At 61.2% G+C, this 17,517-nt stretch carries 18 protein-coding genes; 8 read left to right on the top strand and 10 right to left on the bottom strand.

What is annotated here, in order from left to right:
* Positions 1 to 6 precede the first annotated feature (6 nt).
* From R3F00_RS15755 to R3F00_RS15740, 4 genes are all read left to right on the top strand, one after another.
* A complete protein-coding gene (locus tag R3F00_RS15755) occupies positions 7 to 663 on the top strand; it encodes a hypothetical protein (protein WP_371282757.1) in 657 nt (218 codons plus the stop codon).
* Positions 650 to 3,349, top strand: a complete 2,700-nt coding sequence (locus tag R3F00_RS15750; protein WP_371282756.1) for a protein kinase — start codon at positions 650 to 652, stop codon at positions 3,347 to 3,349. The genes R3F00_RS15755 and R3F00_RS15750 overlap by 14 nt, the downstream gene beginning before the upstream one ends.
* Positions 3,350 to 3,389: 40 nt before the next feature.
* The gene (locus R3F00_RS15745) at positions 3,390 to 4,517 is read left to right on the top strand and encodes a hypothetical protein (RefSeq protein WP_371282755.1); all 1,128 of its coding nucleotides are present in this window, start codon (positions 3,390 to 3,392) and stop codon (positions 4,515 to 4,517) included.
* A gap of 161 nt (positions 4,518 to 4,678) precedes the next feature.
* Positions 4,679 to 4,966: a hypothetical protein gene (locus tag R3F00_RS15740; RefSeq protein ID WP_371282754.1), complete on the top strand. Its 288-nt coding sequence runs from the start codon at positions 4,679 to 4,681 to the stop codon at positions 4,964 to 4,966.
* Positions 4,967 to 5,023: 57 nt separating this feature from the next.
* Here R3F00_RS15740 and R3F00_RS15735 read toward each other — a convergent pair whose 3' ends face one another.
* The 3 genes from R3F00_RS15735 to R3F00_RS15725 form a co-directional block, all read right to left on the bottom strand.
* Complete coding sequence (locus R3F00_RS15735; protein WP_371282753.1) at positions 5,024 to 5,500, bottom strand: ecotin; 477 nt, start codon at positions 5,498 to 5,500, stop codon at positions 5,024 to 5,026.
* Between the two features lie 260 nt (positions 5,501 to 5,760).
* Positions 5,761 to 5,982, bottom strand: coding sequence for a helix-turn-helix transcriptional regulator (locus tag R3F00_RS15730; protein ID WP_371282752.1), 222 nt, complete (start codon positions 5,980 to 5,982; stop codon positions 5,761 to 5,763).
* Complete coding sequence (locus R3F00_RS15725; RefSeq protein ID WP_371282751.1) at positions 5,979 to 6,599, bottom strand: hypothetical protein; 621 nt, start codon at positions 6,597 to 6,599, stop codon at positions 5,979 to 5,981. Before R3F00_RS15725 ends, R3F00_RS15730 begins: the two co-directional genes overlap by 4 nt.
* Before the next feature lie 142 nt (positions 6,600 to 6,741).
* Here R3F00_RS15725 and R3F00_RS15720 point away from each other — a divergent pair, with 142 nt between their 5' ends.
* Positions 6,742 to 7,617, top strand: coding sequence for a tetratricopeptide repeat protein (locus R3F00_RS15720; RefSeq protein ID WP_371282750.1), 876 nt, complete (start codon positions 6,742 to 6,744; stop codon positions 7,615 to 7,617).
* 48 nt (positions 7,618 to 7,665) lie between these two features.
* Positions 7,666 to 8,088: a DUF4442 domain-containing protein gene (locus R3F00_RS15715; RefSeq protein ID WP_371282775.1), complete on the top strand. Its 423-nt coding sequence runs from the start codon at positions 7,666 to 7,668 to the stop codon at positions 8,086 to 8,088.
* Between the two features lie 171 nt (positions 8,089 to 8,259).
* Here the strand turns inward: R3F00_RS15715 and R3F00_RS15710 are convergent, their stop codons facing one another.
* The 7 genes from R3F00_RS15710 to R3F00_RS15680 all read right to left on the bottom strand — a co-directional run bounded on the left by R3F00_RS15710 (position 8,260) and on the right by R3F00_RS15680 (position 14,829).
* Complete coding sequence (locus R3F00_RS15710; RefSeq protein ID WP_371282749.1) at positions 8,260 to 9,681, bottom strand: efflux transporter outer membrane subunit; 1,422 nt, start codon at positions 9,679 to 9,681, stop codon at positions 8,260 to 8,262.
* Positions 9,681 to 10,835 carry an HlyD family secretion protein gene (locus R3F00_RS15705; RefSeq protein ID WP_371282748.1) on the bottom strand — a complete coding sequence of 385 codons (1,155 nt, stop codon included), beginning with the start codon at positions 10,833 to 10,835 and terminating at the stop codon, positions 9,681 to 9,683. The genes R3F00_RS15710 and R3F00_RS15705 overlap by 1 nt, the downstream gene beginning before the upstream one ends.
* An 11-nt stretch (positions 10,836 to 10,846) precedes the next feature.
* On the bottom strand, positions 10,847 to 11,245 hold the full coding sequence (locus tag R3F00_RS15700; RefSeq protein WP_371282747.1) for a hypothetical protein: 399 nt from the start codon (positions 11,243 to 11,245) through the stop codon (positions 10,847 to 10,849).
* Between the two features lie 174 nt (positions 11,246 to 11,419).
* Positions 11,420 to 11,791, bottom strand: a complete 372-nt coding sequence (locus tag R3F00_RS15695) for a VOC family protein (protein WP_371282746.1) — start codon at positions 11,789 to 11,791, stop codon at positions 11,420 to 11,422.
* Between the two features lie 150 nt (positions 11,792 to 11,941).
* The gene (locus tag R3F00_RS15690) at positions 11,942 to 12,481 is read right to left on the bottom strand and encodes a DUF924 family protein (RefSeq protein WP_371282745.1); all 540 of its coding nucleotides are present in this window, start codon (positions 12,479 to 12,481) and stop codon (positions 11,942 to 11,944) included.
* Positions 12,482 to 12,529: 48 nt separating this feature from the next.
* Positions 12,530 to 12,934, bottom strand: a complete 405-nt coding sequence (locus R3F00_RS15685; protein WP_371282744.1) for a GFA family protein — start codon at positions 12,932 to 12,934, stop codon at positions 12,530 to 12,532.
* 230 nt (positions 12,935 to 13,164) lie between these two features.
* Positions 13,165 to 14,829: an amidohydrolase gene (locus tag R3F00_RS15680; protein WP_371282743.1), complete on the bottom strand. Its 1,665-nt coding sequence runs from the start codon at positions 14,827 to 14,829 to the stop codon at positions 13,165 to 13,167.
* Positions 14,830 to 15,019: 190 nt separating this feature from the next.
* On the opposite strand from R3F00_RS15680, the gene R3F00_RS15675 reads away from it, so the two are divergent.
* Positions 15,020 to 16,564, top strand: coding sequence for a malectin domain-containing carbohydrate-binding protein (locus R3F00_RS15675; protein WP_371282742.1), 1,545 nt, complete (start codon positions 15,020 to 15,022; stop codon positions 16,562 to 16,564).
* A gap of 336 nt (positions 16,565 to 16,900) precedes the next feature.
* Positions 16,901 to 17,488: a BON domain-containing protein gene (locus tag R3F00_RS15670; RefSeq protein ID WP_371282740.1), complete on the top strand. Its 588-nt coding sequence runs from the start codon at positions 16,901 to 16,903 to the stop codon at positions 17,486 to 17,488.
* Positions 17,489 to 17,517 lie beyond the last annotated feature (29 nt).

Below are 17,517 nucleotides of genomic sequence, written 5' to 3'. Positions count from 1 at the left end.
AGCTATATGCGCAAACTGGTTTTCATGCTGCTTGCGGCACCCGCCATCGGCTTGGCGGCAGGGTTTGAAGGCAGCGTCAGCCTCGTGGTCGACGGCAAGCCACTGCGCCCCGAAGAGGCGGCCGAGGCGGTTGTCTATTTCCGCCCCTCGGACATGCCGGACATGGAATTCCCGGCAGTCGAATACACGATGAGTACGCGGAACAAGCAGTTCGAGCCACACATCCTGCCAATCCTGGTCGGCAATTCGGTGCGCTTCCCGAACGAGGACACCATCCTGCACAACGCCTTCTCCTCGTCACGGGGAAACGCGTTCGATGTCGGCCTGTATACCGAGGGCGAAGGCAAGACGGTCGAATTCTCGAAACCGGGCTACGTCCGTGTCTACTGCAATGTCCACCACGCGATGATCGGCCACATCCTGGTGCTCGACACGCCGTACTTCACTCGGCCGGGCAATGATGGCCGTTTCAGGCTCGAGGATCTTCCCGAACAGGCCGGCGACCTGGTTGTCTGGCACGACAGATCCAAGCCCTGGCACATCAAGGCCACGCCGGGCGAATCCGCAGCCATCGAGGTCACCCTGGATCTCAACCTGCGCCGCATTCCCCAGCACAAGAACAAGTTCGGCAAGCCCTATGGTGGAAAGAATGCGGGTTACTGACCGCCGCCGGCAACTGGGCCGGATCACGCTGCCACTGGCCCTGCGCCTGTTTCTTGGCATGGTCCTGCTGATCGCGTTCGCTGTCGGTGCGGCCGTATTCGTCACTTATGTCCAGGGCCGGCAAATCGCCCAGCATGCGGTCGACAAGGCCCTGGCCACGAGCACGGCGGTACAACGCGAATTCGAGCAGCGCCGGCTCGACCAGTTGCAACTTGCCGTTCGCCAGATCGCAGCCGATGCCAATTTCATCAAGTACATTGCAGACGCATCCGGGTTCGGCGGCCTGCCCGGACTCGGCGGCGAGGACGATGCACCCGATACCGGTTCGATGCGCGACTTGCTGGTCGAACGTCAGACCGCCTTCGATCTCGATCTCGGCATCCTGCTTGATGCGGATGGCAACTTGCTGGCACGCACCGACGAACTGGAATCCTTTGCCGCATCAATGGCGGACGATCCGCTGGTCGAACCGGCGTTGCGGGAAGGCATGCCCATCAGCGGCTACTGGCGCCAGGGCGACCAACTTTTCCAGGCCGCGATCATGCCGCTGGCGCGCGACCAGGACCTGGTCGGCTTCCTGATCGTCGCACTGACCGTCAGCGATCAGCTCTCGCAGGCAGTCGCCAAGGTCAGCAGTGCGGAAATCGCGTTCTTCCTGCCGGAGAAGGACGATATCGTGCTGATCGCGAGCTCGCTTGCGCCGGCAGCAGCGAGCGAGCTTTCGGGCCTGGTGACACAGCGTCGTGCCGAATTCCTGCCGGCTGTCCAGAACGGTACCGAGATCGACCATGTTCCGATGCACTTCTCCGGACAGGAATGGAGCGCGCGGCTCGTTCCGGCAGCGGCGCCGGGCGAAGGTCGTCTGGGCAGCGTCGCCATCATGAGCTCGACCGAGCAGATCACCTCCAGCTATCGCGACATCCTCAATCGCGTGGTCCTGGCCGGATTGATTTCGATCGGCATAGCCATCCTGCTCTCGATCCTGCTGGCGCGACGCATCCTGCGCCCGATCGGGACCATGGCCGAAGCCGCCGAGGCGGCTGCGGCCGGCGATTACCAGACCCATATCGGCAGCGAGGGCAACGACGCGCTGGGACGATTGGCGAGCGCGTTCGATTCACTGCTCTCCGACCTGCGCGAGAAAAAGGACATCGAAGGCTATGTCGGCCAGATGGCGCGCTTTCTGCCCGAACCGGCCGCCGAAGCCGTCGCGGCACCGGTGCCGGCAAGTCCGCGCATGCCACCGCAGCACGAAGAACTGGCCCTGCTCGAAGTGGAGTTTCGACACCTGCTGGCTACGGTCGATGCGCAGTCCGATCCGGTTCAGCGCGCCCGCGCCCACGCTGGCGTGCATGATCTCCTCGACGCGATTGCCGCGGGACTCGACATCGAGGTTCGCGCCATGGATGGAGCACGCTGGCGCCTTGCCTGCGCCGGCGCAACTCGACTGCAAACGGCGGTCAAGGCATGGGCGACGATTCTGCGCGACTGCTCGCAGCTTGGCCTGCCCGCCCCGGCGGGCGCGCTGACCGACGGCTCGATCGTGCGCGCACTCGGCATGAGTGGTCGACCAAACCAGTCCATCGCGCTTGGCACGCCGGTCGCGCATGCGGACCGGCTGTTGTGCGACGCCGCGGCCGGGCAACTGCTGTTCACGCGCGCGTCGGGGGACGTCCTCAAGCAAACATTGCCGGAAGGCTCCCTCAGCGTCGTGATCGGCGGTTTCAGCGGCAAGAAGTACTATGCATTGTCGACCACCTCTCTGCCCGCACTGGTCACGATGACACGATCAACCGTCGTGCAGCCGGCATCGACACCCACCCTCACTTCGCCGGTTCACAAGCCGTCCGTATCCGGATCGATCGCGAACGGATCGATACTCGGTGGACGCTACCGGATCATCTCGCAGCTCGGCGAAGGCGGCATGGGCGTCGTCTACAAGGCGCACGACCTCGAGCTCGACGACATCGTTGCACTGAAGATGTTGCGCTCGGGCCTGCTCGTCGATACCGAGCAGGTGGAAAGACTCAAGAGCGAGATCAAGCTGGCGCGTCGCATCACGCATCCGAACGTGCTGCGCACGTTCGATTTCAGCGAAGTCGACGGGCGCCCCTGCATTTCAATGGAGTACGTGCGCGGACTGACCTTGCGCTATCTGCTCAGCGAGGCAAAGCGCGTGCCCTACTCCGCTGCCCTGCGCATAGCCCGGCAACTCGCCGCCGGTCTTGCCGCTGCGCATGAGGTCGGTGTCCTGCATCGCGACATCAAGCCTGAGAACCTCATCCTCGAAGCCAACGGCAATGCCAAACTGATGGATTTCGGCATCGCCCGGCCGCTGCGCCGCAGTACTCCCGGACAGACCCAGGCGGGAACGTTTGTCGGTACACCCGACTACTGCCCGCCCGAGCAGCTTTCCGGCGGCGACATCGACGAACGTGCCGACATCTACGCTTGCGGCGTTCTCATGAGCGAGATGTTCTGTGGCGGCATGCCGTATGTCGGTGGCAATACCATGGACATCTACCAGGCCCAGATCAACGATGCGCCAAGGCGGCCATCCGAATTGTGGCCCGAGATTCCACCCGATCTCGAGGCACTCATCCTGCGCTGCGTGCGCTCTGCCCGTGAGGAGCGTTTCGCCAGTGCGACCGATCTTGGCGAGGCTCTTTCGCATCTGCGCAGTTGAACACCGGAACATTTCTGCGAAGGGAGCCATGGAGCCCGCAATGAAAACAAGATCCGGATTGTTGGCCTCGGGCCTGCTGCTGGCGCTGTCTCTGGCCACGCTGCTGGCCTCGTCATTGGCCGCGGCTCAGGAAGAGGAATACGAAGCAGATCCACTGTTGGCCAGCCTGCCCGAGGAATCCGCTTCAAGTGTGACGTTTCTCGGCAATTTGTGGCTCGACCAGGATCATGTTTCCGGGCTGCCCGCCGATCGCCCCGATATCAATCGCACCCGCGGTCGCTTTCGCTTCGGCCTGTCCTGGGCGTTTGCGCCGTCCTGGGAACTGGTCGCCGTTGGCCGTATCGGCCAGGGCACCGATTCCAACGACGACAACCGCCGCAACAACGACAACCAGCGCAGCGACGACTATGGCATCGACGAGTTGCTCGTGCGGTGGCGCGATGGCGACGAGGCCATGCTGCAGTTCGGCAAGTCTGCGTTGCCGATCGACCTTTCGCCGATGCTCTGGGATCCTGACATCCGCCCAGCCGGAATCGCTTACGAGCGCGCGTTCTCGCTCGGCGAACTGGATCGCCTGACCCTCGTCGCCGGTTATTTCGAAGGCCAGCACTTGTACGGTGACGAATCCTTGATTGGAGCCGCGCAGATCGCCTGGGACTGGCGTGCCGGAGCCCCGCAGCGTGCCAGCGTGGTCCTGTCATGGCTGGATTTCTCGCAGCTGGACGAGCTGGCCATGCAAGGCCTCGGACGCACCAACCGGATCGCGGCCGGCCAGTACGTCAGCGACTTCAATCTGATTGATCTGCAACTCAACGGACACGCCGAATTCGGTAGTTGGCCGATCGACCTGAGCCTGGAATACGTGCACAACCTCGGCGCGGACGACTCGCAGGACGGCTGGCGCATCGGCCTGAGCGCGGGTGATCGACAGATACCCGGCGGACTCGAGTTCGGCATCGTCTGGCAGCGCATCCAGCGCGACGCCGTTCTCGCCGCGTTCAACTCCGACGACTGGTGGTTCCACAGCTACATGCACGGCCAACTCGCCTGGGTCGGCTATGGCATCGACCGGACCTGGAACCTGCGCCTGTTTGGCACGCGCGAGCAGAGGGATGGCCTGTCCGACTACACCCATCGCGTGCAGCTGGAGGTCAACGCGAACTGGTGATGCGATTGATGACTGCGCAGTTTGGCACTGCTCACGGGATTGAAGTGCCGTTTGCTACACCCGATCAACGTTCCCCGATTGGCGCCATATACATCCCGGCGCTCCAGACGCGGTAGCGCATTTCGACAGCTTCACTCATTCATGCAATGAGAAACCTTATTATGAGAATACTGATTGCTGCGTTATTATTGCTGGCGAATGCCAACAGTCATTCGTCACCGACGCCTGAAGGCTGCCTGGATCCTGTAGCTCATGGATGCGGCATGCCCCCTGGTGATTGTTCTGTCTACGACAGTGACGATAAAGAGTATCAGTGCTACCTGCTCAGCCAACAATTGTACTGCTGCACCCACAGTCCTGTCGGCGCTGCCCCCGCCGCACCACCGAATGACAAGGAAAGTGCGGCTTCCCAAGGTGGGGAGAAAAATCAGCAGGATGTCCCGCCTTGATTCCAGTTCTTGTCCATCGAGCCCCGCTCGAATCGGTCGCCAGCTGACGAGTCAGCCTCAGCCCTCGTCAATCGAAAGCATCTCCGCTGAAGCGCTCCAGACGCGGTAGCGCACTTCGACCTCTTTCGGTGCGTAGACCACGATCGGCAGTCGGCTGTTGTAACGGACCAGATACGGTTCACCGCCCAGGCTGATGAATCGCTCGACTTTCGGCGCGTCCGGATCGATCGCCATGCGCGTGCCGGCCATCGGCCCCAGATCCTTGATCACATAACGCGTAAAGCCCCAGCCGTCGATGTTCTCGGCTTGAATGCTGCCGCCGAAGAAATACCGGTTCTCCTTGTCGAGTTTCACGGTCTGCCCGGCGATCAGTTCGACCTGGAGAAGGGATTCATCGTTCTTTTCAGGTAGCTGCAGCACGTGGCGGACCATGCCTTCTTCGGCCGGTGGAAATGCTTTCATGTCATCGGCAGCTGAAACTGGCAGGGCCCATGAAAGCACGGTCGTCAGGGCAAGCGCGAAAACGGTTTTCATCGGAACTCCTTGGGCTTGGCACGCAAGTTAACAGAGAATGGATCAAGCAGGGTCTGGCGTTTGGAAAGTATCAGGCATGCAGACAACAGCAATGAGTCTCGTCACGTTGCCACCATCACGAGCGAAGCGGCCTGGCCGTAGGAGCGAGCTTCAGCTGCGATGCTTCCAGAGCATGTCGGGAATGGAGCATCGCAGCTGAAGCTCGCTCCTACAAAAAAAGCGATTTGAGCCGTCGCGTTCTGGCTCAGTCTTGACCGGTTTCAGGAGCGCTCAGACTCCCAATAAAACACTTCACCAATCGGTCGATCAAATGCGTTGGCGATGCGGAAGGCGAGCTCCAGCGAAGGCGCGTATTTGCCGGCTTCCAGTGCAATCACGGTTTGCCGAGTGATACCGACGTGATCGGCCAGAGCGCTCTGGGTCATTTCGCCCGCATCAAAGCGCAGGCGCCGAATGTTGTTGCCGACTGGCGTACCGCTCACAGCCGATCCCGACGATAAAGCCATAGCGTAACCAGGCATCCGGTGAGGCTGGACAGCACGAGCAGGAAGATCAGCAGATGCGAGAGGACGACAGGCCTGGCCCATTCAAGCCGGTCCGATGGCGTCAGTCCAAGCGTTACGGCGAGACCAACCACGAGCAAACACACCGCACCGTGCGCCCAGCTGTCTGCGCGACGCTCGATATCCCGGTCGCGCTCGTCCTCCTGCACGCCGGCCCTCGCCCGCTGGCGCAGCACCGAGGAGAAGATGATCCAGCCGATGATGAGCATCGCAAACGTGCGACCGACTCCATGCAGATCCGCCATGCTTTCTGCCTGCAGTATCCGACCCGCGCTGAACGCCAGCAAGGCAGCGATGGCAGCAGTGAAAACCAGGGCGACCCAGGCCCTGACCTCGCCCGGAGGTATGGCTGATTGCGGATCTGTGGGGAGGCGCGTCGACCACCCGAGTCCCACCCAGGTGGTCAGCAGCAGCAGAGCAGTCCCGATCGCGGGCGTTTCAAATCCGAGCCAGTGGGTTGGCGTTGCCAGAATCAGCCAGAGGGCGAGGCACAGCGGCGCAATCAGCCAGAAAAGCCGTGGGTGCGCGAGATTCATGATGTAACCTATTCAATACAAGATGTACGTTACACATTACATTTCGCGTATTCCGTCCGTCAACACCGGGTTACTCTGTTTGCCTTGATATTCTTGGCGACGTCCCGATCCTTGCCGGACCCCTCTCGACACTGGAGCCCACGTGCCCGATACCGAATCCGCAGCCGTCAGCCAGGGCGTTGAAATTACCGCCGTCAATTTCGAAGCCGAGATCCTGCAGGCATCGATGACGAAACCCGTCCTGGTGCTTTTCTGGACGCCGCGCAGCGAAGTCAGCGTTTCCCTGGGCACCCTGCTGGCGAGCTTGACCGGTGAATATCGCGACGAGCTCAAGCTGACCAGGATCGAGGTCGACGCCGAGCCGCAGGTTGCCGCGATGTTTGGTATCCGCAGCGTGCCTACCGTCGTCCTGGTCCGCGAAGGCCAGCCGGTCGACGGCTTTGCAGGCAACCTGCCCGAAGCCGAGATCCGGGAATTTCTCGGCAAGCATGTCGCCGCCCCCGAACCCGCGGCCGAGAGCGAAGCCGATTCGGAAAAGCCTCGGGAGACTCCCGAGCAGGCGATTGCCCGCTTGCAGCAGGAAATCATCGAGAAACCGGACAAGGCCGAGCTCAAACTCGATCTGGCCGTTGCGTGGATGCAGGTCGGCGATGCCAGGTCGGCGCAGGCCGAACTGGAAAACCTGCCCGTCGAGCTGGAGGGAGACGACCGTGCGAAGCGCGTCCGCGGACAGCTCGAGTTTGCCAGCGTGCTTAAGGATGCCCCGCCGATCGCAGAGCTCGAGGCGCGTATCGCTGCCGACCCCGAGGACCATGTTGCACGTGACCTGCTCGGCGTGCGCCTGCTCATGGCTGGCCGGACAGAAGCGGGGCTCGAACAGTTTCTCGCCGTGCTCAAGGCCGATCGCAACTGGAATGATGGCCAGGCCCGCAAGCGCCTGATTGCCGCCTTTCTGGCTATCGATGATGCCGAATTGGTCGGCAACTACCGTCGCCGCATGTCCTCGCTGCTGTTCTGACCCGACCGGAGCAGCATTGTGAAAACGCCACGCAAACTGCGCCGCTTCATGAATCTGTGGCCGCCGATGCTGTTCAGCGGCATCCGCGTGCTTGAATTCTCCGACGACTGGCGTCATGCCCGCGTGCGCCTGCGCAAGCACTGGTACAACGGCAACTACGTCGGCACCCACTTCGGCGGCAGCCTGTTCGCAATGACCGATCCGTTCTGGATGATCATGGTCATGAATTGCCTGGGTCGCGACTACATCGTCTGGGACAAAGCCGCCGAGATCGAATTCGTCGCACCCGGTCGCGGCGACGTATTTGCCGAATTCCATGTCGAGGAGTCGGTACTGGATGAGCTGCGCAAGGCCGCTGCTGGAGGAGAAAAGGTCCTGCGCTGGTTCGAAGTCGATGTGAAGTCATCCAGCGGCGAAGTCATCGCGCGCGTTCGCAAACAGCTTTACGTGCGGCTCAAGCGACGCGACTGACACCGTCGGACCGGCAGCGCCGCTTGCCTCTGCAGGTTCCGCTCAGCGGGACAGGGGTTGTGTCGCGGCAGGCTGACCTGAGCGGACATCCCTGCCAGCGACGAATGGCACCGATTCAAGGCCCGACATCCTGGCCAGACATTGGAATCGACACCTAGTCCGTGCCTCATGTCAGGGACTCCTCTGCTCCAGCGATGATTCGGGGCTCGACGTTTCCTCGAAGCGTGCCCCGAGTGCCAGATACAGGTCGATGCGATTCATGATGCGCGCGCTGCGCAACTTGATCACCGATGCCGCGGTAAGGAACTCGGCCGACTGCAATTGCGCCACCCAGAGCAGGTCGCGCTTTCCGGCACGGTACTGAGTGTCGGCGATGCGCACGACTTCGGTGCGATCGGTCAGGGCCGCCTCCTCGAAGTTCAACTGGGACTGCAGGAACTGTTCGCCGGCCAGGGCATTTTCGACGTCTTCGAACGCACCGAGCACGCTCGCCCCATAGTTCGCAATGGCCTGCGCCTGTTGCGCACTGGCGATTTCCACATTGGCCTGGAGCGCGCCACCGGTATAGATCGGAATCGACAGGCCGATGTCGGCAATGGCCAGCCATGGATTCAATCGCAGCAACGAAAGCACCTGATCATTCAGCCTTCCGCCGGAAAGCGAAAACGAGACATCCGGCAGCAAGCTGAGTCGGGCCGATTCCTGCATGCGGAAGGCCGCCAATGCGGTGCGCTCGGCCGCGGCAATATCCGGCCGTCTTCCGAGCAGGGCCAGCGGCACGCCCACGCCTTCAAGTTCGGACAATGTCGGACTGCCTTCGGAAACCGATATTTCTGCGGACGGATAGCGCCCCAGCAGGATCTCCAGTGTGCGTCGCGATTGCGCATAGGCGCTCTGCGCAGAGGCCAGATCACTGCGTGCCGTTGCCACTTTCGCGCGCACGTTCATGACGTTGAGGTCGGAATCCTTACCCGACTTGCGACGCACTTCGACCAGCTCGAGGAGCTTCTGGAATGTCTCTACGGTCTGTTCGGCCAGCTCGACGAGCTCGCGTGACGCCAGGGTCAGGTACCAGCTCTTGGCAACCAGGGCGGCCAGCGATTCGCGCGCGTACCGGTAATCAAGTGCCGCGGCCTCTGCACCGAACACCGCTGCAGAACGCTGCGAGCGCAGACGACCCCAGACATCCAGTTCCCAGGCCATGCCCAGCATCGCGCGTGCAGAATCGAAGTTCCTGTCGGCATCCTTGTCGCGGATGTTCTGGGCACCCACCTGGGCACCGAGCTGAGGCAAGATCCCGGCTCCGGCCAGCACGACATACTGGCGTGCGATGCGCACCTGCTCGGCGGCGACACGCAGATCCGGATTGTGGGCCAGCGCCTCGTTCACGATGGCATCAAGGGCGGGATCATGGAAATCCCGCAACCAGCCGGAACGGACTTCGCTGCGCGCATCGCTCGCGGTCCAGCCTGCAGGGATGGTCGTTTCAGCGGGCAAGGCAGCGGACACGATCTCGCCGCGTTGCGGCACCGGCTGCAATGCGCAGGCCGAAAGCAGCAGCGTCGATGCCACGATGGCGGAGACCGGGCGCATCAACCGGAGAACGGGTAGAGCCAGTTGAACCACGAATAGGCACGAATGCCGACCCGGCGCAGGACCACAAATCCGCTGTTCGGATTGGTGTAGATGGCCGCCCTGCCTTGCGTGCCAATCGGAAACATGGACTGGTCCGCGCCATCCATCTTGATGGCGACAGCGAACTGACCCTGCGGCAATTCCGTGGGAATGTAGTGGAATGTGGGAAGTCGTCCGCTGGGCAGCATCTGTCCGGCACCACTGCCAGGCCATATGGCCTGCACCTTGCCGGTGAAGATCTGTCCCGGATACAGGTCGATCGCGACTTCGGCCTGCTGTCCCGGTTTTACGTATTTCAGATTTTCCTGAAAGTAATGCGCCAGCAGATAGCGGTCGGCATCGCAGACGAAGGAGGCAATCGCGCCAAACCGGATATCGCCGGCCACCATGCCTGGCCGGACCTGCAGGTTGATGACGTGGCCATCCTCCGGAGCCAGCATGGTGGTGTTCTCCAGATAGTAGCGAGCCTCCGCAAGTTCGGCCTCGACCTGTGCAACCGATGTATTCACGCCGTCGATCTGCGATTCGTAGTTGAGCCGCGCACGCTCTTCCTCGGCCTCCGCTTCCTTGATGCCGGCTTCGTTCGCCGTCACCTGTGCCGCCCATTTCCTGGCGTCTTCAACCGGCCCCGCACCATCCTTCGCGAGTCCTGCGGAGAGTTGGGACTGGTACTTCGAGTAGCTGAGCTCGGCCTTGAGCTTGGCGACCTTTTGCACGCTGACGTCGATATCGGCCTGCATCACGCGAACGTTCTGCTTCGCGTTCGCCAGTGCCGCTTCGAGCTGGTCGACCTTGTACTGGTAGGGTCGCTTGTCGAACTCGAACAGCGGCTGGCCCTTCTTGACCGGCACATTGGGCTCTACGAGCACCGCCGTCACCAGCGACGGTTCGGACAGGCGCGGTGTCAGCTGGATCGTGGGCTGGATCATGACCGCATGCGTGGCATACGGAGTGGAGAAGCGCAGACCGATCAGGAAGATGATCAGCAGGTGCAGGCCGACCGAAACCGAAACGATGCCCCAGACGATCGAAAACTTCATCCACTTGAACTTGAAGAAGACAAGCCAGACGGCCAGGGTGTAAACGAACAGCAGGACAAACCCGAATAGCATTGGACTTTCCTCTACTGGTCTTTGCGCTGATCGCTGGACGCCTTGGCCGGCGCCGATGACACGTGCTGGTCGGCACTCGTGCTCGCGTGTCTGGCCGAATCCCTCGGCGTTCCTCGCAGCCGCTCGATTTCCTCATCGATTGCCTTGGCTTCGGCCTTGGGAAAACGCCGGATATCGACGATATCGGTAGGCTTGAATGCCCAGATGAAGGCCTGGATCCAGGGCAGCACGGTCGGCAGCAACCCGGCATAGCCCATCCACTTCACGGCCTCGGCGTCGGGATGCTTTCGCGCAATAGCGATGCGTCCCGGCAAGCCGGCGATCCAGAGCAGGATCGAAAGAAAGGCGATGGCCGCAACCATGGCCGAAAGGAAGGTGACGTAGTCCCAGAAGCCGAGCTCAAAACCCATTGCTGCCTCTCCCGCAGTTGGCGCTGGCTGTCCTACTTTGCCACGATTCCGCCGTCAACGACAGGAAAGCGGGCCGCCGCGACGCTGGCTGCTTCCACGATTCTCCCCGCACTTGCACCGCTGTCCAGCAATGATCATTTCGGCCCGCGCCGAATCTCGCACCGCTTGCAATTGCTACACGTGCTGATCGACCAGGATCGGATTTCCATCCGGATCCAGGGCAGTAAAGCTTGCCGGACCCGAGCTGTTCTCGTCGGCCTCGGAAACCAGCGTCACGCCGCTGGCCTTCAGCTGGCGCTGGAGCTCGCGGATGTCGGTGAATGCAGGGAGCGCAGAGGCGTTCCTGTCCCAACCGGGATTGAAAGTGAGGATATTCCTCTCGAACATGCCCTGGAACAGGCCGATCGTGTGATCGCCGTTTCTCAGGATCAACCAGTTTTGCGCGGCAACACCGCCAACCGTTTCAAACCCGAATTTTTCGTAGAAGGCGCGCGAGGCCTCCAGATCCTTCACCGCAAGGCTGATCGAAAATGCACCGAGATTCATGGTCTTCTCCTTCTTCTGTTCTGGATACGGGAAAATCGGGAACCTGGTCTGTCCTGTTCGAATCTTGCAGCACCGATGCTGGCCGGGGCATGGCTGCGCCCTGCTCTGCCCTGCGTCGGCAGACAGCCGACAAGGCGGGGCGAAGGCAATTCAGAAGCTCGATCCCGGGCCCTTGAGGAACTCGACTTCCTCGACGCTGGACTCGCGTCCAAGGATCGCATTCCGGTGGGGATAGCGTCCGAAGCGGTCGATGATGGCCTTGTGCTTGAGTTCGAACTCGAGGTTTCCGGCGGGCGCATGATCGCGGTACAACTGCTCCGCCCAGGCGTGGATGACGCGTGATTCGCTGTGCATGAAGGGCATCAGCAGGAAATTGCATTCAACCGGCGCTAGCGCCTTCATTGCATCTGCTGACACGGCTTCCTGCGCAAGTATCAGTGCGGTTGTATCGCTGGAAAATGCCTGCGCGCTGCCACGATGAATATTTCGCGAGAACTGATCGAGCACGATGATCTCGGCCAGCCGACCGCGTGGACCGGATCGCCAGGCGTACAGTTCACCCTTCGAAGCCTGCTCCAGCAAGCTGCCGAAGCGCTCGACGATCAGCGCGTCGAATGCGGGGTCCGCAACCCACCACTGTTTCTGCTCGATCTCGTCGAACCAGAATGAAAGTACGGCTTCAGGCTGCATGAACTCTTCTCCAGTTGAGCGTATCGGATGAAAGTCGGCTGTGGTCAATCAGGTCACGCTGGGCTTTTTCGGCAAGCTGTCAGCGACGAGATTCCATGGCACTCGCGTTTCGAAGAACACGTGGGCCTGCGGTTCGCGATCGACGGGATCGCGAAACGATGCGCGCGCGACATGCAATTCTCCGGGCCAGCGATCGGACTTGAAAAACATCGGACTTCCACAGACAGCGCAGAACCCGCGACTGCCACCTTCGCTGGCCACAAACCAGCGCAAGTCACTCACGCCGGCGATTTCCACCTGAGCCGAGGGGAAGCCGACCCAGGTCACGAATGCCGCCCCGTGCGCCCTCTGGCATCGTGTGCAATGACAATGTGCCGCCCACAACGAGGGGAACGCGGCGCTGAACGAGACCTTGCCGCAGAGGCAGCTTCCGCTGGATGAAGACTTCTTCATGCTCGGGACCCCAACTTGCCTTCTGATGATGTGGCTACCCTGATCATTGGCATGCATTCAACATAGGATTCTATTCGCCCGCCAGCGGGAGAAGCTGTCGACCGATCGAATCCGGGATCCGGATTGTTGCTGCACCGAACCAGTCTCTGCGCGTCAACCCGGCGGCGTTCGACCGTCGAACGGATGTTGAACAACGCTGGAAAGACGGCTTGTTCAGCGTTGCCTCCATATTACTCCCGCGTGTAGACATTCCTGCCCGCCACCCAGGTCTCGAGTACCCGGGTTTTCCAGATCGCCTTCGAATCGATCGCAAAGATGTCCTGGTCAACAAGAATGAAGTCGGCCCAGCGGCCCGGCTCCAGCGTCCCCACGGCCTTCTCCTGGTGCGCGGCATAGGCTGCATCGAGAGTGAAGGCGCGGAATGCTTCGGTGACGGTCAAGGCCTGTTCCGGGAACCAGCCACCGGCTGGCTGGTTGTCGTGATCCTGCCGGGTCACCGCTGCATGCAATCCGAAGAAGGGATTGGCTGACTCGACAGGAAAATCCGATCCCGCGGCGACGCGCGTGCCCTGCTTGAGGAAGCGCTGCCAGGCGTAGGCCCCCTTTATGCGTTCGGCGCCGACGCGATCTTCGGCCATGTTCATGTCCGAGGTCGCATGCGTGGGTTGCATCGAGGCGATCAGGTTCAGCGTGACGTAGCGTGGAATATCGTCCAGCGATACGACCTGCGCATGCTCGACACGGTTGCGCAGCGCCTTGCCGTCATGCGTCTTGTAGGCTGCAGCGAGGCTGTCGAGGACTTCGCGGTTGGCCTTGTCGCCAATCGCGTGGATCGCGACCTGGTAGTCCTTGCCGATGGCCTTGTCGATCATTGCCGTCAGTTCTTCCGGGGTATGGAACAACAGGCCGCTGTTGTGGGGATCATCCGAATACGGCGCCAGCATGGCCGCACCGCGACTGCCCAGAGCGCCGTCCGCGTACAGCTTCACGCTGCGCACGGCAAGAAAATCCTTGCCGTAGCCGACCAGCGGTCCGCTCTTGCTGATCACGTCGAAGTCATCGCCGGCACCGCCGATCATCGCGTAGATGCGTGTGGACAGTTTTCCTTCATCGGCGAAACGCTTGTACAACTCGAACGTCTGCGCATCGATGCCGGCGTCGGCCACGCTGGTCAGGCCAAGACTGGCCATCTGTTCCAGCGCGGATTGAAGGGCCTCGCTGCGCTGTGCTGCCGTCGGCGCAGGCATCTTGCCGGCCACCAGATTGATCGCCTCGTCGACGAATACGCCAGTCGGATTGCCTTCGGCATCCCTTTCGATACGTCCTCCGGTTGGATCCGGCGTGTCCTTGTCGATTCCGGCCAGCTTGATTGCCGCTGTGTTGGCCCAGGCTGCGTGGCCATCGATACGTTTGAGGAAGACCGGTCGGTCGGCGACTACGCCATCAAGCTCTGCGGCTGTCGGGAATCGGTCGAGCTTCCAGATCACCTGGTTCCAGCCACGCCCGGTGATCCAGGCATCATCCGGATGCGCCTTCGCGAAGCTGCCGACCTTGGCCAAAGCCGCTTCGAGCGACGAAGTGCCGACCAGGTCGGCCTGCATGGTCATCGCACCCAACCCCATCACGTGGCCGTGCGCGTCGTACAAGCCGGGCAACAATGTGCGACCCTGGCCATCAATCACCTTTGCACCGTGGGCGCGCTCCTTCATGGCCGCTCGCGAACCCGTTGCCACAACCTTGCCCTTGTCGACCAGCATTGCTTCGAAGCGCTGCAGCTTTCCGTTGCTGTCCAGGGTGTAGCCATTGACGTGATCAACCAGCAAGGACGCAGCCAGGACTGGTCCGGCAACCAGGAGCGTCGAAAGCATGAAAGTCAGGCGTAGCACGAAGGTCATGGCGTTTGTTCCGGCACAAGGATCGTCAAAGATACGACATCATCGGGCATCAACCTATTCGTTGGCACATTTGTGCGCACGGTCATGCCACGCAGCGCCAGATTCACCTATCCTGCTTGGAGAATCGCCAGCTCTGGATGCGACGGCCGGTAACCGGCTCGAACTGAGGAACGATATAAGGAATTGAGCAATGCTCAGGTACATGGCCTCATTGATACTTCTGACGGCAGTGTGGGTGGCGAACCCCGCCAGCAGTGCGGTACCTGCCGACTTCCTGTATCGCAACACCGGCCCGGGCGACACCGGCATGCCCTACCGAATTTTTTTGCCGCCCGGCTATGACCCAGGCCAGAACTATCCGTTGATCGTTTTCCTGCACGGTGCCGGTGAAGCGGGCACCAACAACACCTCACAGCTCAACAACAATGCGAACGGCGCGCTGAAACTGGTCAGCGATGCCAACCTGGCGATCCAGCCGACCTTCATGGCCGCCCCGCAATGTCCGACCAACAGCAGTTGCTGGGGGCAAGCGCAGTCACTCCAGCGTCTCAACGCGATGCTCGATCAGATCGCTGCCGAATTCTCGATCGATGCTGATCGCGTGCATGTCACCGGACTGTCGATGGGCGGCCACGGAACCTGGTCGCTGGTCCAGAATCGTCCTGACCGATTTGCCAGTGCCGTGCCGATGTCGGGCTATGGCGGAGGGTCGGCCACGGCCATGAGCGGCATTCCGTTCTGGTACTTCCATGCTGCCAATGACGGCACCGTGGGTGTAGCCGGTTCGCGCAACCAGGTCAATGCGCTGCGTGCCGCGAATGCTCGCGTCATCTACACCGAGTATGCGACCGGAGGCCATGGCATCTGGTCGAACTCCTACGGAAACGCATTGCTGTTTCCGTGGATAATGGCGCAGTGGCGCGGCAACCCGAGTCTGACAACGCCACCGGTCGTTCGTATCGAGCAACCGACACAGGAGCCCGTCTGGATCACCGACCTCGCTCAGACACCTCTATCCGGCGTCTTCGACAATGACGGCGCGTCGATCGCGTCGGTTGCGTGGTCGCGACGCAACGGACCGAATGGCACGGCGAACGGCACGACGCTCTGGAATACCCCTTCGATCGATCTGGAGCTCGGCATCAACGACTTGATCATTACGGGGACGGGCTCAAGCTACTACGCGAACTATGGCGGTGCGACGACCATCAACGCGAACCTGCGAGCCAATCGTGTCACTTCGATCCCGGAACCGGGCGACACCGTGATTGCGATCAACTCGGCGGGACCGGACTACAACGCGATCGATGGCACCGCGTTCGTCGCGGACAGCGCGTTCGAGGGTGGCAGTACCCAGGTCTCCAGCCATGTCATTGCCAACACGGCCGATGACACGCTCTACAACAGCTGGCGCTGGGGCAATTTTGCCTATCGCATCCCGGTGGCCAATGGTCGCTATGAAATCGATCTGCATTTCGCGGAGACCTACAACAGCGCGGCAGGACAGCGCCGATTCAATGTCACTCTCCAAGGCGTGCCGATCCTGCAGGAATTCGACATCGCGGCCGAAGCGGGCCTCGACACCGCACTCGTCAGGCACTACGTCATCGATGTCGACGGCGGCGAAATCCTGATCCAGTTCAGCAACGGCAGTGTCGGCAGTGCCCGCGTCGATGCCGTGCATGTCGTGCTTTCGGATGACGTGCTGTTTGCATCCGGATTCGATCCGGACTGAACCTCCTGGCCCGAACATTATTCGAGCCAACGGCTCGGGATTTTCGCTGGAGCAGGCTTCTGCCGCGACTCTCCTTGCCGCAACATGCAGAAAGGCATCGCGGCTGAAGCCTGCTCCTGTGAAGTTCTTGAGCGCTTTATCCCAAGTTCATTTTGAATCGACGATTCAATCTGAATGCTCCCATTACGAGATTGCGGTTAAATCCCCGTTGTTCAGTGTGGGTACGTTTGTACTTGGCGAGACTTGCCGCCAAGCCGACCGACCGAGCCCGACAATCTCGATCGGCTGGCACATCGATCCGCAACGCGGATAACTTCCAGCAAGGAGAAATACCCCATGAAAAGCACAGCTATTGCCTTCAATCGAATTGTTCTTGGCCTTGCCTTCGTAATTGGCGCACCCGCCGTTGCCATGGCCGATGACATGAACAAGGGTTCAGCTGAAATGGATTCCGAGCAGCCCGTGACCGACACCTGGATCACGACCAAGGTCAAGGCCGACCTCGCCACCACCGACGGCATCGAAAGCACGGATATTTCCGTTGATACCGTCAACGGTGTCGTCACCCTGACCGGCTCGCAGCCGAACGAGATGGCGGTGAAGAAAGCCATTGCCGTCGCGAAGGGCATCAAGGGCGTCGTCAAGGTTGACGCTTCGGCTCTCACCCAGACTACCAGCATGAAGTCTGCTGACGGTGACTCCGACCAGCCGGTGACGGACACCTGGATCACGACCAAGGTCAAGGCGGACCTGGCGACCACGGAAGGCATCGAGAGCACCGATATTTCCGTCGATACCGTCAATGGCGTGGTCACCCTGACCGGTGTCCAGCCCAACGAACTGGCCGTCAACAAGGCTGTTTCCGTGACCAAGGGCATCAAGGGTGTCGTCAAGGTTGACGCCTCGGCACTCAACGCCAAGTAATACTGCTTCAGCTCTCCAGCATTGAGCCC

Origin of the sequence: Dokdonella sp., from assembly GCF_041395345.1 — a bacterium.
In the GTDB taxonomy this organism is placed as follows: Bacteria; Pseudomonadota; Gammaproteobacteria; order Xanthomonadales; family Rhodanobacteraceae; genus Dokdonella.
The sequence above is the reverse complement of the archived record's forward strand: the minus strand, read 5'-3'. Positions and strand labels throughout refer to the sequence as shown.